Genomic DNA, 13,872 nt, shown 5'->3' on the forward strand with positions numbered 1-13,872 from the left:
CCTCAGTGTCGCAGCGCCTGTGCGATCTCCGCCCTGGTGTCGCCCGAGAGCGTCCGATTGCTGCGCGCGGTACCGGACTTGGACGCCCCGGGGCCGACGCCGTCGATGGTGACCACGACCGAGTCGAGGAAGTTTCCCTCGCCGTCACGGAAGGTCACCATGACCGTGTAGTCGGCGTCCTTGTCCTTGGGGTTGGTCGCGGTGATCTCGGCGACCGTGCGGTCGCCGTCGGTGCTCGTCGGCCCGGCTTTCACGTCGCCGCGGGCGTTCACCCCGTCCTTGACCTCGTTCATCTTGTCCTGGGCGGCCGAGGCGACGGCCGCGGTGGCGGAGGAGACGACCTCGCCCGCCTTGTCCGCGATGGTGTCGCAGCCGGTGAGGGCGAGTGCCGCCGTGAGGGACAGGACCGCCGTCGTGCGCCTCATGGACGGCCGCCGCGTGGATGGCTGCTTCAGGGGTGGTCCCGGCAGTCTCGGCATGGGTGGCCGTTCCTCAGAGTCTCTCGTCGCGGCCGTACGCGTCGTCCGTGGCCAGGGCCCAGATGACGAAGACCGAGATGGCCATGGAGAAGAGCGCCCACCACGGGTGGTACGGCAGGAAGAGGAACTGGAACAGGATGTTGAGGGAGACGAGCGCGATACCCGCGACCCGGCCCCATTCCGCTCCCTTGAGGATGCCGTAGCCGGCGATGGCGATGATGACGCCGAGGATCAGGTGGATCCAGCCCCAGGTGGTGAGGTTGAACTTGAAGACGTAGTCGCCGACGCGGGTGTAGATGTCGTCCTTGGCGATGCCGGCGATGCCCTGGAAGACGTCCATGAGGCCGGTGACCAGCATGAGGACGCCCGCGAAGAGCGTGCCGCCGGCTGCCCAGGCGCCGGAGGAGGAGTGCTGCCTGCGGGGTGGTGCCGTGTTCTGGCTCATGGCCCCATCGTCGGCGCGTGCGCGCGGTTCCGAATCTTCAGCTGGGCCGGACGAGTGAGCGGAGATAGGTCTCGAGGACGGCGTCGAACTCCTCGGGCCGCTCCAGGTTGGGCAGGTGCGCGGCCCGCTCGATCACGGCGAGCGTGGCGTGCGGGAGCAGGGCGCGCATCTCCTCGGCGTCGGTGACCGGGGTGTACGTGTCGTCCCGGCCGACGATCACGAGCGCGGGGAACGGGACCGTGGTGAGGGTCTTCCGGTAGTCGGGGCGTTCGGCCCGGCCGCGGAGGGCGGCGGCCGCGGCGACCGGGTCGGTGGCGCACATCATGCGGTGGACGTGGGGTGCGGCATGGGTGTTGTACGGGGCGACCATCCGGTCGAGGACCTCGTCGGCGTACCCCCGCATGCCCTCGCGCAGGAGACGGTCGGCCATGGCGTTCCGCGCGGCCTTGCCGTCCTCGGTCTCGGCGGCCGGGAAGGTGTCGGCGAGGACGAGGCCCCGGACGCGTTCGGGGTGGCGGCGGTAGAGCTCCATGGCGATCTGGCCGCCCATGGAGAGGCCGGCGAGGACGCACGCGCCGATCCCCAGGTCGTCGAGGAGGGCGACGAGGTCCTCCGCGAAGACGCCGAGGTCGGTGGAGCCGGGGTTCGCGCCCAGGGGTGTGGCGCCGTAGCCCCGCAGGTCCGGGGCGATCACCCGGTGTGTACGGGAGAAGCGGTCGATCTGCGGCCGCCACATCGTGTGGTCGAAGGGGTGGCCGTGGACGAGGAGGAGGGCGGGGCCGGTGCCCTGGTCCTCGTAGAAGGTCCCGGCCTTGGCGGTGGTGGCGAAGGGCATGTCCGCAGGCTAGGCAGCCACAACTGCTCGGTGCAATAAGATCTTTGCTCTCGGTGCAATGTGGGCCGCGCCCGAGCGAGGCGGGTGCGGTGCGGGTGCGATACGGGAGGGTGGCCGTGGAGGAGTACCGGAGGATCGCCGACCGGGTCGAGGCGGCCGTACGCGAGGGGCGGCTGAGCCCCGGCGACCGCCTCCCGCCGCAGCGGGTCTTCGCCCGGCGCCACGGGATCGCGAACTCCACCGCGATCCGCGTGTACGGGGAGCTCGCGCGCCGGGGCCTGGTCGTCGGCGAGGTCGGACGCGGCACCTTCGTCCGGGCCGCGCCGCCGCTGCCGGGGCCCGCCCTCGCCGAGGCCACCGGGGCCGCCCCCGTCGACCTCCAGCTCAACTACCCCGGCTTCGACGGCCAGTCCGAGCTGATGGCCCGCGCGCTCGCTGCCCTCGGCCGGCCCGACGTCCTGGCCGAGGCCGTCTCCCGGCCGGCCGCCGCCACCGGCACCCCGGAGGCCCGCGACGCGGCGGCGGCCGTCCTCGGCCGGCCCGGCTGGGCGCCCGACCCCGCGAGCGTGCTCTTCGCCGGGAACGGACGGCAGGCCATCGCCGCCGCGCTCTCCGCGCTCGTCCCGCCCGGAGGCCGGCTGGGCGTCGAGGCACTCACGTACCCCCTGGTCAAGGCGGTGGCCGAGCGGCTCGGCATCCGGCTCGTGCCGCTCGCCCTCGATGCCGACGGGGTACGGCCCGAGGCCCTCGCGGCGGCCCACCGGGCGGCGCCGCTCGCCGCCGTCTACCTCCAGCCGACCCTGCACAACCCGCTCTCCTCGACCACCGGCGACGACCGCCGCGCCGCCCTCGCCGAGCTGCTGCGGAGCCTGGACCTCACGGCCGTCGAGGACACCACCTGGGCCTTCCTCGTGCCCGACGCGCCCGCCCCGCTCGCCGCGCACGCGCCCGAGCGGGTCGTCCTCGTCGACAGCCTCTCCAAGCGGCTCGCCCCCGGCCTGACCGTCGGCTATCTGGTGGTGCCGGGGCGGCTGCGCACCGCCGTGGCCGAGGCCCTGCGCTCCGGCGCCTGGACGGCGGGCGGACTGGCGCTCGCCGCCGCCACCCGCTGGGCAGCGGACGGCACGGTCACCGAGGCGGTCGCGGCCAAGCGGGCGGACGCGGAGGCCCGGCACGCCCTGGTCCTGCGGCGGCTCGAGGGACACGCCCTGCGGACCTCCCCGTACGCCTACTACTGCTGGTGGGAACTGCCCGCGCCCTGGCGGGCGGAGACCTTCACGGCCGCCGCCGCACGCGCGGGCGTGGCGGTCACCCAGGGCAGCGCCTTCGCGGTGGGGGCCGGTACGGCCCCGGACGCGATCAGGGTCGGCCTCGCCTCGCCGCCCCACGCCGTCCTCGACGACGCCCTCGGCCGCCTGGCGGCACTCGCGGCGGACACGCCCTGAGCGCGGTTCCGGAAATCCCCTTGGCCCACTCATCCTGGATATATAAGATCCAGAATCATGAGAATGAACGAGGGTGTGGAGTGGGCGCTGCACAGCTGCCTGAACCTGGCCTGGATCGGACCCGGGCGGGCGGTCACCGCCGCACGCCTCGCGGCCTATCACGAACTGCCCCCCGCGTACCTCAACAAGCAGCTCCAGGCGCTCGCCCGCGCCGGGATCGTCACCTCGGCCTCCGGTCCCAAGGGCGGCTTCCGGCTCGCCCGCGACCTGGACAGGATCACCCTGATGGACGTCGTCACCGCCATCGAAGGGCCCGACGAGGCCTTCCGCTGCACGGAGATCCGGCAGCAGGGACCCGGCGCGGGAGCGCCGGGGACGTACGCCGCCGAGTGCGCCATCGCCGGGGCCATGGGACGGGCCGAGCTGGCCTGGCGGCGAGAGCTCATGGCCCAGACCCTGGACGACGTACGGGAGCGGGCGGAACGCCAGGCGCCGGCCGCGGCCGACCGGCTCCGCAGCTGGTTCGCCGGCGTCTGACACGGCTGCCTCCCCCCGTGGGGGCCGCCCTCCCGCGTGGGGGCGGAGCTTCCGAAGAGCTCAATTCTGGACATCTCACATCCACTTGAACGGAAGGAACGATCAGCCATGACCGCCCGGACGACTCCGACCGCCGCCGTCACCGAGGGATCCGCCGACCCGCGGCGCATCACCAACCCCGGAACCCTCCACGACCCCGCCCCCTTCGGTTACAGCCACGCCGTCTCCGCCCCCGGAGAGCTCGTCTTCATCGCGGGCCAGTACGCCTCCGACGCCACCGGCGCCCCCGTTCCCGGCGACTTCGCCGCCCAGGTCGAGCTCTCCCTGACGAACCTGAGGCTCGCCGTGGAAGGCGTCGGCCTCGGCCTGTGGAACGTCGTCCGCCTCGGCTCGTACGTCGTCGATCACGACCTCGCCAAGCTGGAGGTCCTCGGCAAGGCCCTGCACGCCCACTTCGGCGAGCGGCTGCCCGCGCAGACCCTCAGCGGGGTCGCGGCGCTCGCCCTGCCGGGCATGCTCTTCGAGATCGACGCCGTCGCCGTACGGCCCGGCGGCTGACCCGGCGGCTGATCCACTTGCGGGGCGCCGGGCGGGGGTGTGCCCTGGAGGGTGCGGGAAGCAGCAGGGGGGCGAGAGAAGAAGGAGCTCCTGCCATGGCCGCACACGCAGCGGTACCCGTCCGGCGCCGGACCAGCACGCAGGGCCGGACGCACGGCCGCACGCACGGCTGGGGCGTGCCCCTCACCCTCGGCGTCCTGTACGGCCTCTACGCGTCGACCGTCGCCCGCCACGGCGGCGCCGCCACCCTCGGGCAGCTGTGGCTCGGCCTCGTCTCGGCCGTGGTCCTCGCCGGCGCGATCTACGCGCTCCGGCGCTACGGCCGCGCCCTCCCCCGAGAGCTGCGGGCCGTCGCCTGGGGCAGCCTGGCCGGCATCGCGGTCGGCTTCCTGTTCAGCCTGTCCGGCGCCAGCGTCCTGTCGTCGGCCGGGCTCGGACTGGCCTTCGCCGGGGTGAACGCGGCCGGTGCCTTCTACCTCTTCTACACCCACGAGGACGCCGCGGGCCGCCCCGCGCCGTACTGACGACGCCCCTCGCCGTGGCGGCGCCGCCGGTAGTAGGCGACCGCCACGGCGGCGAGCAGCACGGGCCAGGCCGCGAGGGGCGTGTAGCAGGCGATGAGCAGCGCGTCCTGGGCCGGAGTGGCCGGGATGCCGGGGCCGAGGTCCGCGTACGAGGCGTAGACGCCCCATCCGGCGATGGCACACAGCCCCGCGACTCCGGCGAGTGCGGCGCCCGTCGCGGCGGCCGGGTTCACCCGTCGCCCGCCGAGGAACGGCATCCAGCGGGGGAAGACCTCGCCCCAGGAGCGGACGAGCCCCAGGGTGAGGAGGGCGAGCAGCTCGGACACGACGCTGAGGGAGACCACGTACACGGACTCCCCCACGCCCAGCGGCCCGAGCCCGGCGTCCTGCGTGACCGGGAGCCCGGCGACGAGCGCGAGCCGCCACAGGCCGGACGGGAGGGTGACGAGCGGAACCGCGTGAGCGGCGAGAACGGCCCAGCGGGGCACATCGGGAAGCGCTTTGACTCTCATCATGGATTCAGCGTCCCGCCGCCTCCCCCGCCCGGACGTCGCCCCGGCGGCCGGTCCTCCTCCGTCTGCCGGGGGAGCCGGGATCCTCCGAGACGGCGAGAGGGCGAGACGGCGAGAGAGGAGAGCGGTACGGCGAGACGGCGATACGCGTCCGGGCGCCGGGGCGGGCGAGCGGGCGCCCTCCGGCCTGGCGATCCACCGGAGGGTGTCGGAGACTGGCAGGAGTGCTCGATCCCGACCCGGAGGGGGAGCGACGGTATGACCGACCTCGCCATCGAGACCGAGGGCCTGGTCAAGGTCTTCGGCACGAACCGAGCCGTCGACGGCGTCGATCTGCGCGTCCCCGCCGGTACCGTCTACGGCGTCCTCGGCCCCAACGGCGCGGGCAAGACCACCGCCGTCAAGATGCTCGCCACCCTTCTCCGCCCCGACGGCGGCCGGGCCCGCGTCTTCGGGAAGGACGTCGTCAAGGACGCCGACACCGTGCGCGGCCGCGTGAGCCTCACCGGCCAGTACGCCTCCGTCGACGAGGACCTGACCGGCACGGAGAACCTGGTCCTGCTCGGCCGGCTGCTCGGCCATACCCGGCCCGCCGCCCGCGAGCGCTCCGCGCAGCTGCTCGCCGCGTTCGGGCTCGGTGAGGCCGCCGACCGGCAGATCAAGAACTACTCGGGCGGTATGCGGCGCCGTATCGACATCGCCGCGTCCATCCTCAACACCCCCGACCTGCTCTTCCTCGACGAACCGACCACCGGCCTCGACCCGCGCAGCCGCAACCAGGTCTGGGACATCGTCCGCGCCGTCGTCGCCCAGGGCACCACCGTGCTGCTCACCACCCAGTACCTCGACGAGGCGGACCAGCTGGCCTCCCGCATCGCCGTCATCGACCACGGGAAGGTGATCGCGGAGGGCACGAAGGGCGAGCTGAAGGCCTCCGTCGGCTCGGGTTCCGTGCACGTACGGCTCAGGGACCCGGAGCAGCGCCCGGAGGCCGAGCGGGTCCTCCGGGCCGCGCTGAAGGCGGCCGTCACGCTCGAACCCGACCCGGTCGCGCTCACCGCCACCGTCAACGGCCACGGGACGGACCTCGGCGCCGCCGAGCAGGCGGCGCGGGCCCTGGCGGAGCTGGCGCGGGCCGGGGTCACGGTCGACAGCTTCGGGCTCGGCCAGCCCAGCCTCGACGAGGTGTTCCTGGCACTGACGGACAGGCCCGCGGACGGCAGCCCGCCCCCGGACCACGACGGGAAGGGAACGGCGGCATGACCACCGTCACCACCGGCAAGGATCCCCGGCAGACCGACGCCCTCGCCTTCGAGGCGCCCAGGGCGGAGGACCTGGCCGCGCTCCTCGTCGGCCACGAGCGTCCACCGCGGCCCAGCGCGCTGTCCGCGTCGCTGACGTTCGGCTGGCGGGCCATGCTGAAGATCAAGCACGTGCCGGAGCAGCTGTTCGACGTGACGGCGTTCCCGATCATGATGGTGCTGATGTACACGTACCTCTTCGGAGGCGCGCTCGCCGGTTCCGTCTCCTCGTACGTCCAGTTCCTGCTGCCGGGCATCCTGGTGATGAGCGTCGTGATGATCACGATGTACACGGGGGTCTCGGTCAACACCGACATCGAGAAGGGTGTCTTCGACCGCTTCCGTACGCTGCCGATCTGGCGGCCGGCGCCGATGGTCGGCTACCTCCTCGGCGATGTCGTGCGGTATCTGATCGCCTCGGCCGTGATGCTGACGGTCGGCATGATCATCGGCTACCGGCCGGACGGCGGTGTCGTGGGCGTGCTGCTCGGGGTGGCGCTGCTGCTCGTGTTCTCGTTCTCCTTCTCGTGGATCTGGACCATGTTCGGACTGCTGCTCCGCAGCGAGAAGTCCGTCATGGGCGTCAGCATGATGGTGATCTTCCCGCTGACGTTCCTGTCCAACGTCTTCGTCGACCCGAGGACGATGCCGGGCTGGCTCCAGGCCTTCGTCAACAACAGCCCCGTGACCCATCTGGCGACCTCTGTGAGGGAGTTGATGGCGGGCAACTGGCCGGCCGCCGACATCGCCTGGTCGCTCGGCTGGTCCGCGGTGCTCGTCGTCGTCTTCGGAGCGGTCACCATGAGGCTCTACAACCGCAAGTAGTGCCGGATCGGTCCTCCGCACGTGCCGGATCCCCGTGTTGACCTTCCCCTGCCGGGAAGGTCCAGCATCGGCCGTGCCGGGCAGGGAGCCCGGCACGGGGAGGAGAGAGCCGTGCGCGACGCGGAACCCATGCCGATGCCCACACCCATGCTGACCATCGGGGACTTCGCCCGCGCCACCCGGCTCTCCGCCAAGGCGCTGCGCCGATACGACGAGCTCGGCCTGCTGCCGCCCGCCCGCGTCGACCCGTTCACCGGCTACCGGTACTACGCCGAGGAGCAGGTCGAACGGGCCCGCCTGATCGCCTGGCTGCGGCGGATCGACATGCCGCTCGCCGAGGTCGGACGGGTCTGCGCGCTGCACGGGAAGGACCCGGCGGGCGCGGCCCGCGCGATCCGCGGTCACTGGGCGCGGATCGAGGCGGAGACGGCTGCGCGCAGGGGCCTGGCGGCCTCCCTGGTGGAACGGCTGAAGGGAACCACCGAGATGACCTCCGTACCGGCAGCGGCGACGAACCCCGAGAAGAACCCGGACGTGCCACGCGCCTCGCCCGCCTCACCGCCCTGGACGTTGCGCACCGCCGTGCGTCTCGACCCCGGCCTGGTCCGCCCCTCCCAGCAGGACGCGGCCCACGCGGGCCCGCACCTGCTGGCCGTCGCCGACGGGTACGGGCCCGAGGGGGAGCGGGCCGCGCGCGCGGCGGTCGGCGCGCTGGCCTCCGTACCGGCCCCGGAGCCGACGGCGCGCACCGGCGACGTGCTCAACGCCCTGGAGGACGCGGTGCGCGGCGCCGACGGCGCGGTGACCGGCCTGGCCGATTCGGGTACGACGCTGACCGCCGCCCTGTGGACCGGGAGCCGTCTCGTGCTCGCCCACCTGGGTGACTCGCGGGCGTATCTGCTGCGGGACGGCGTGCTCGTCCGGCTCAGCCGCGACCACACCGTCGTCCAGGCGCTGGTCGACGCGGGCGAACTCGACCCGGCCGAGGCGGCGGACCGGCCCGACCGGGCGCTGCTCCTCAAGGCCCTGGACGGCGGGGACGTGCCGCCCGAGCCGGAGCTCGGGGTGCACGAGGCGCGGCCGGGGGACCGGTATCTGCTGTGCACGGACGGGCTCTCGGCGGTCGCGCCGGCCGAGGAGATCAGGCGGGCACTGGCCCGGGGAAGCGCCCCCGACGACGCCGCCGGGGCGCTGGTCGCGCTGGCGCGGGACCTGGGCGGCCCGGACAACGTGGCGTGTGTGGTGGCGGACGTGGTGCCCGCCGCCGGGTGAGTAAGGGCCGGCCCGAGGCAGGCCGGCCCTTACGCTGGACGACATGGCCGCACCCGAGACCGACACGGAACGCTGGAAAGAACGCGGGGTGATGCTCCGCGTCTTCGTGTACGTCTTCGCGACGCACGCCTTCGCCGGCTTCGTCTGGATCCTCTTCTACGTCGGACAGAACGCCCAGAAGTGAGCGCCGCCCGAGTGGGGCCCGCCACGTACCGCCGGAAAACGGCCGTCACGTAGAGTCGCCGACGTGAACGATGCGATAGCGGTCGTCGGAATCGGCGCGGACGGCTGGGACGGACTCCCCGAGACCTCCCGCCGCGTCCTCGGCGCCGCCGAGGTCCTCATCGGCGCCCCCCGCCAGCTCGGCCTGCTCCCCGGCGACACCTGCCCCGGCGAGCGGATCACCTGGCCGACGCCGCTCCGCCCCGCCGTCCCCGGACTGCTCGCCGCCCACCAGGGCCGGACGATCGCCGTCCTCGCCAGCGGCGACCCGTCCTTCTACGGCATCGGCCGCACCCTCGCCGAGACCGTCGGCGCCGACCGCCTCCGCATCCACCCCCACCCGTCCTCCGTCTCGTACGCCTGCGCCCGGCTCGGCTGGCCCCTGGAGGACACCGAGACCGTCTCCCTCGTCGCCCGGCCCCTCGCCGCGCTCTCCGCCGCGCTCCACCCCGGCCGCCGGCTCCTCGTCCTCGGCGAAGGCCCCGAGACCCCCGCCCGCGTCGCGGCGCTCCTCCGCGACACCGGCTGGGGCGGCACCCGGATCCGGGTCCTCGAACAGCTCGGCGGAGACCGCGAGCGGCTCCTCGACGCGACCGCCGCCGACTGGCCCCACGAGCGGACCGACGCCCTCCATGTCCTCGCCCTCGACTGCGTGCGCGACCCGGACACCCTCCGGCTCGGCGCCGTACCCGGCCTGCCCGACGAGGCGTACGAGCACGACGGGCAGCTCACCAAGCGGTACGTGCGCGCCGCCACGCTCGCCGCCCTCGCCCCCGCCCCCGGCGAACTCCTCTGGGACATCGGCGGCGGCTCCGGCTCCATCGGCGTCGAATGGATGCGGACCCACCGCTCCTGCCGGGCGATCACGGTCGAGAAGTCGCCGGAGCGGGCGGCGCGGATCGAGCGGAACGCCGACGCCCTCGGCGTCCCCGGCCTGCGGGTCGTGACGGGCCCCGCGCCCGCGGCCCTCACCGGCCTTCCCGCCCCCCACGCCATCTTCATCGGCGGCGGCCTCACCGCCCCCGGCCTCCTCGACGCCTGCTGGGACGCGCTCCCCGCCGGCGGCCGGCTCGTCGCGAACACCGTGACGCTGGAGTCCGAGGCGCTCCTCGCCGAACGCCACCGCCGTCACGGCGGCGAACTGATCCGGCTCGCCGTCGCCACCGCCGTCCCCGTCGGCGGCTTCACCGGCTGGCGCCAGGCGATGCCGGTCACGCAGTGGTCCGTCACCACACCAGGAGAACGAGCATGACCGTCTACTTCATCGGCGCGGGCCCGGGCGCGGCCGACCTGATCACCCTGCGTGGCGCGCGGACCCTCGCGTCCTGCGGGGTCTGCCTGTACGCGGGCTCGCTCGTCCCCACCGAGCTGCTCGCCGAATGCGGGCCCGGCACCCGCCTGGTCGACACGGCCGACCTCGACCTCGACCGGATCGTCGCCGAGATCGCCGCCGCCCACGAGGCCGGCGAGGACGTGGCCCGCCTCCACTCCGGCGACCCGTCCGTCTTCAGCGCGATGGCTGAGCAGATGCGGCGGCTCGACGCGCTGGGCATCCCGTACGAGGTCGTCCCCGGCGTCCCCGCGTTCGCGGCGGCGGCGGCCGCGCTCAAGCGGGAACTGACCGTCCCCACGGTCGGCCAGACCGTCATCCTCACCCGCGTCTCCCAGCAGGCCACGCCCATGCCGGAGGGCGAGGACCTCGCCACCCTGGGCCGCAGCGGCGCCCTGCTCGTCCTCCACCTCGCCGCCCGCTACGTCGACCGGGTCGTCGCCGAACTCGTCCCCCACTACGGCGCGGACTGCCCGGCCGCGGTGGTGGCGATGGCCAGCCGCCCGGACGAGCTGGTCCTGCGGGGCACCCTCGACGACATCGCCGCGCAGACCAGGACGGCCGGGATCACGAAGACGGCCGTCATCCTCGTCGGCCGCACCCTCGCGGCCTCGGAGTTCCGCGACAGCCACCTGTACGACCCGGCACGCGACCGCCACGTCTGCTGAACCGCGCACCGGCACGCGGCGGGGCCCCGGGACGTCTGATCCCCGGGGCCCCGCCGCGTTCACGCCGACCGGTCAGGCGTTCGGCCGCTTGCCGTGATTGGCCTTCTTCTTCTTGCGGGCCCGCCGCTTGTTGCCACGCTTCGCCATGGGACTCCCTCTCGCTCGGGGGTGTGCCTTCGCAAGCTTAGGTTCGGGGGGAGGGGGTCGCATCCGGGCCCGTCGTCGTCAAGGTCCGACGGTCGCCGCCCCGCCCGCCTCCCACTCCGGCGCGAGCACCGACATCACCGTCGCGTCCACCCGCTCGCCCTCCCACAGCAGCGCCCCCCGCAGCACGCCCTCCGTGCGGAAGCCCGCCTTCTCGTAGGCGCGGTGGGCGCGCGGGTTGAAGGCGTAGACCTCCAGGGAGATCCGGTACAGGCCCAGTGACGCGAAGCCGTACCCGACGATCAGGCGGGTCGCCTCCGTGCCCAGGCCGCGGCCGGCGGCGTCGGGGACGAGCCCGATGCGGAAGGAGCAGCTCTCGTTCGGTTCGTCCCACAGGTTGAGGACGGCCTCGCCGACGACCCGGCCCGTCGCCCGCTCCACGACGGCCAGGTCGAGACGGTCGTCCTGGGCGCCCCGGGAGCCGTACCACGTGCGCAGCGCCGCCTCCTCGAAGCGGGTGTGGTTGCCGGTCAGCCGGTTCGTCTCCGCGTCCTCGAACAGCGGGAGCAGCGCGGGCACGTCCTCCTCCGTGACGGGACGGAGGACGACCAGGTCGCCGGTGAGGGTGGGCTTGTGCAGGAAGTCGGGCATCCGGGCATTCTGTGGGAGTCCGTGGCGGCTGTCGCCCGGATTAGGTCCCGGGCCCCGCCTTCCGGTTCACGCCGGTCCACGCGCCCGGTTCCGCCCTCCGGTTCACGCCGGTCTACGCGCCCAGTCCAGCCTTCCGGTCCACGCCGGTCCACGCGCCCGGTTCCGTCCTCCGGTTCACGCCCCCGGTCCCGCCGCCTCCGACCGTCCCACCACCGTCCCCGCCCGGTCGACGCACACCACGTCCACCGCCACCGGGGCGCCCCGCAGGACCGCCAGGGCCTCGTCACGGGCCCGGGCGGCCACCAGGTCGCCCAGCGGGACGGCGGCGGCCTCGCAGAGGCGGAGGGCCGCGAGGCCCGTGTTCGCCCCGGTGATCTCCGCCGCCAGGGACTCCGAGGCGCCTCCCGCGCGGGCCAGGTCCGCGAGGAAGGCCTTGTCGACCTGGGAGCGGGCCGAGTGGAGGTCCAGATGGCCCGCCGCCAGCTTCGACAGCTTCGCGAAGCCGCCGCAGAGCGTGAGACGGTCGACCGGGTGGCGACGGATGTACTTGAGGACCGCACCCGCGAAGTCGCCCATGTCGAGAAGCGCGATCTCCGGCAGGTCGTAGAGGGTGGAGACGGTCCGCTCCGACGTCGAGCCCGTGCAGCCCGCCACATGCGTCAGACCGCCCGCGCGGGCCACGTCCACGCCCCGCCGGATGGAGTCGATCCAGGCCGAGCAGGAGTACGGGACGACGACCCCGGTCGTGCCGAGGATCGACAGGCCCCCGAGGATGCCGATCCGGGGGTTCCAGGTGGAGCGGGCGATCTCGGCGCCGTGGTCGACGGAGACGGTGATCTCGACGTCGCCGGGCGCGCCGTGCCGGGCCGCGACCTCGGCGACGTGCTCACGCATCAGCTGCCGGGGCACCGGGTTGATCGCCGGCTCGCCGACCTCAAGGGGCAGACCCGGCAGGGTGACGGTGCCGACGCCCTCGCCCGCCCGGAAGACCACGCCCGAGCCCGGCGGCAGGAGCCGTACCGTCGAGCGGATCACCGCGCCGTGGGTGACGTCCGGGTCGTCACCCGCGTCCTTGACCACGGCGGCCATGGCGGACCCGCCGGACAGGGATTCCGCGGTGAGCGCGAACGACGGCGTCTGCCCCTTCGGCAGCGTGATCGTCACCGGGTCCGGGAAATCGCCGGTCAGGAGGGCCGTGTACGCGGCCGTCGTCGCCGCCGTCGCGCAGGCACCGGTCGTCCAGCCCGGGCGGAGACCGGTGTGCTTGAGTTGGGCCTCACGCCCGCCGCCTGACGTCACGAAAGGGCTCCTGTGGTGCACATACTCATTCTCGGGGGGACCACCGAGGCCCGCGCCCTCGCGGGCCTGCTGCACGGCGGGGTACGGGTCACCAGCTCCCTCGCGGGACGGGTGGCGAGCCCCAGGCTGCCGTCCGGGGAGGTCCGGATCGGCGGCTTCGGCGGCGTCGCCGGCCTGGTGGAGTGGATCGGTGGACACGCCGTGGACGCGGTCATCGACGCCACGCATCCCTTCGCCGAGCGGATCAGCTTCAACGCGGCCCGGGCGGCCGCCACCGCCCATGTTCCCCTGCTGGCACTCCGCCGCCCCGGCTGGGTCCCGCAGCAGGGCGACGACTGGCGTTCCGTGGCGTCCCTGGAGGAGGCGGCCAGGGCCCTGGACGGCCTCGGCGACCGGGTGTTCCTGACGACCGGCCGCATGGGCCTCGCGGCCTTCGCGGACCGCCCGCAGTGGTTCCTGGTCCGCTCGGTGGACGCCCCGGAGCCCCCGATGCCGCCCCGCACGGAGATCCTCCTGGACCGGGGGCCCTTCACCCTGGACGGCGAGCGGGAGCTCCTCGACCGCCACCGCATCGACGTCCTGGTCACGAAGGACAGCGGCGGCACGGCGACCGCCCCGAAACTGACCGCGGCCCGCGAGGCCGGCGTCCCGGTCGTGGTGGTCCGCCGCCCCCCGGTCCCGGAGGGTGTCCCGGTGGCGGCGACCCCGGAGGAGGCCGCCGCCTGGGCGCTGCGGGTGCGCCGGGCGCCCCAGGTGTGAGGGAGGGGCCCACCGGCGTTCAACGGAGTGATGGGTACCGTCCGATGGCCTGCCACGGCGGGGCTC

At 74.0% G+C, this 13,872-nt stretch carries 18 protein-coding genes; 11 read left to right on the top strand and 7 right to left on the bottom strand.

Annotated features, from left to right (window positions below):
• Positions 1-2: 2 nt before the first annotated feature.
• The 3 genes from ACFVYX_RS06900 to ACFVYX_RS06910 all read right to left on the bottom strand — a co-directional run bounded on the left by ACFVYX_RS06900 (position 3) and on the right by ACFVYX_RS06910 (position 1,759).
• Entirely contained in the window at positions 3-425 is a 423-nt protein-coding gene (locus ACFVYX_RS06900; RefSeq protein ID WP_389680288.1) for a hypothetical protein, read from the bottom strand.
• A 67-nt stretch (positions 426-492) separates the two neighbouring features.
• Positions 493-924, bottom strand: a complete 432-nt coding sequence (locus ACFVYX_RS06905; RefSeq protein ID WP_389680289.1) for a hypothetical protein — start codon at positions 922-924, stop codon at positions 493-495.
• Positions 925-961: 37 nt separating this feature from the next.
• Positions 962-1,759 (bottom strand): alpha/beta fold hydrolase, encoded by a 798-nt coding sequence (locus ACFVYX_RS06910; protein WP_389680290.1) that lies wholly within the window; start codon positions 1,757-1,759, stop codon positions 962-964.
• Between the two features lie 116 nt (positions 1,760-1,875).
• Between ACFVYX_RS06910 and ACFVYX_RS06915 the strand changes: the two genes are divergently transcribed.
• From ACFVYX_RS06915 to ACFVYX_RS06930, 4 genes are all read left to right on the top strand, one after another.
• Positions 1,876-3,204: a PLP-dependent aminotransferase family protein gene (locus ACFVYX_RS06915; RefSeq protein ID WP_389680291.1), complete on the top strand. Its 1,329-nt coding sequence runs from the start codon at positions 1,876-1,878 to the stop codon at positions 3,202-3,204.
• Positions 3,205-3,267: 63 nt separating this feature from the next.
• Positions 3,268-3,741: an RrF2 family transcriptional regulator gene (locus ACFVYX_RS06920; RefSeq protein WP_389680594.1), complete on the top strand. Its 474-nt coding sequence runs from the start codon at positions 3,268-3,270 to the stop codon at positions 3,739-3,741.
• A 108-nt stretch (positions 3,742-3,849) separates the two neighbouring features.
• The gene (locus ACFVYX_RS06925; RefSeq protein WP_389680292.1) at positions 3,850-4,299 is read left to right on the top strand and encodes a RidA family protein; all 450 of its coding nucleotides are present in this window, start codon (positions 3,850-3,852) and stop codon (positions 4,297-4,299) included.
• A 95-nt stretch (positions 4,300-4,394) separates the two neighbouring features.
• Positions 4,395-4,823 carry a hypothetical protein gene (locus tag ACFVYX_RS06930; protein WP_389680293.1) on the top strand — a complete coding sequence of 143 codons (429 nt, stop codon included), beginning with the start codon at positions 4,395-4,397 and terminating at the stop codon, positions 4,821-4,823.
• Here the strand turns inward: ACFVYX_RS06930 and ACFVYX_RS06935 are convergent.
• Complete coding sequence (locus ACFVYX_RS06935; protein ID WP_389680294.1) at positions 4,781-5,338, bottom strand: hypothetical protein; 558 nt, start codon at positions 5,336-5,338, stop codon at positions 4,781-4,783. The genes ACFVYX_RS06930 and ACFVYX_RS06935 overlap by 43 nt on opposite strands.
• Before the next feature lie 255 nt (positions 5,339-5,593).
• Here ACFVYX_RS06935 and ACFVYX_RS06940 point away from each other — a divergent pair, with 255 nt between their 5' ends.
• The 6 genes from ACFVYX_RS06940 (at position 5,594) to cobM (ending at position 10,953) form a co-directional block, all read left to right on the top strand.
• Positions 5,594-6,598, top strand: a complete 1,005-nt coding sequence (locus ACFVYX_RS06940; protein ID WP_389680295.1) for an ATP-binding cassette domain-containing protein — start codon at positions 5,594-5,596, stop codon at positions 6,596-6,598.
• On the top strand, positions 6,595-7,461 hold the full coding sequence (locus ACFVYX_RS06945) for an ABC transporter permease (RefSeq protein WP_389680296.1): 867 nt from the start codon (positions 6,595-6,597) through the stop codon (positions 7,459-7,461). Before ACFVYX_RS06940 ends, ACFVYX_RS06945 begins: the two co-directional genes overlap by 4 nt.
• A 135-nt stretch (positions 7,462-7,596) precedes the next feature.
• Complete coding sequence (locus ACFVYX_RS06950; RefSeq protein ID WP_389680595.1) at positions 7,597-8,733, top strand: MerR family transcriptional regulator; 1,137 nt, start codon at positions 7,597-7,599, stop codon at positions 8,731-8,733.
• Between the two features lie 43 nt (positions 8,734-8,776).
• Positions 8,777-8,917: a DUF6126 family protein gene (locus ACFVYX_RS06955; RefSeq protein ID WP_389680297.1), complete on the top strand. Its 141-nt coding sequence runs from the start codon at positions 8,777-8,779 to the stop codon at positions 8,915-8,917.
• 63 nt (positions 8,918-8,980) lie between these two features.
• Positions 8,981-10,207 (top strand): precorrin-6y C5,15-methyltransferase (decarboxylating) subunit CbiE, encoded by a 1,227-nt coding sequence (cbiE, locus tag ACFVYX_RS06960; protein WP_389680298.1) that lies wholly within the window; start codon positions 8,981-8,983, stop codon positions 10,205-10,207.
• Positions 10,204-10,953, top strand: a complete 750-nt coding sequence (cobM, locus tag ACFVYX_RS06965; RefSeq protein WP_389680299.1) for a precorrin-4 C(11)-methyltransferase — start codon at positions 10,204-10,206, stop codon at positions 10,951-10,953. Before cbiE ends, cobM begins: the two co-directional genes overlap by 4 nt.
• Before the next feature lie 72 nt (positions 10,954-11,025).
• Here cobM and ACFVYX_RS06970 read toward each other — a convergent pair whose 3' ends face one another.
• The 3 genes from ACFVYX_RS06970 to ACFVYX_RS06980 all read right to left on the bottom strand — a co-directional run bounded on the left by ACFVYX_RS06970 (position 11,026) and on the right by ACFVYX_RS06980 (position 13,047).
• Complete coding sequence (locus ACFVYX_RS06970; protein ID WP_100661309.1) at positions 11,026-11,100, bottom strand: 50S ribosomal protein bL37; 75 nt, start codon at positions 11,098-11,100, stop codon at positions 11,026-11,028.
• Between the two features lie 78 nt (positions 11,101-11,178).
• A complete protein-coding gene (locus ACFVYX_RS06975) occupies positions 11,179-11,748 on the bottom strand; it encodes a GNAT family N-acetyltransferase (RefSeq protein ID WP_389680300.1) in 570 nt (189 codons plus the stop codon).
• A 174-nt stretch (positions 11,749-11,922) separates the two neighbouring features.
• Positions 11,923-13,047, bottom strand: coding sequence for a cobalt-precorrin-5B (C(1))-methyltransferase (locus ACFVYX_RS06980; protein WP_389680301.1), 1,125 nt, complete (start codon positions 13,045-13,047; stop codon positions 11,923-11,925).
• Positions 13,048-13,062: 15 nt separating this feature from the next.
• Here ACFVYX_RS06980 and ACFVYX_RS06985 point away from each other — a divergent pair, with 15 nt between their 5' ends.
• A complete protein-coding gene (locus ACFVYX_RS06985; protein WP_389680302.1) occupies positions 13,063-13,806 on the top strand; it encodes a cobalt-precorrin-6A reductase in 744 nt (247 codons plus the stop codon).
• Positions 13,807-13,872 lie beyond the last annotated feature (66 nt).

The sequence above is a fragment of the Streptomyces sp. NPDC058326 genome, from assembly GCF_042879855.1.
Lineage (GTDB): Bacteria > Actinomycetota > Actinomycetes > Streptomycetales > Streptomycetaceae > Streptomyces.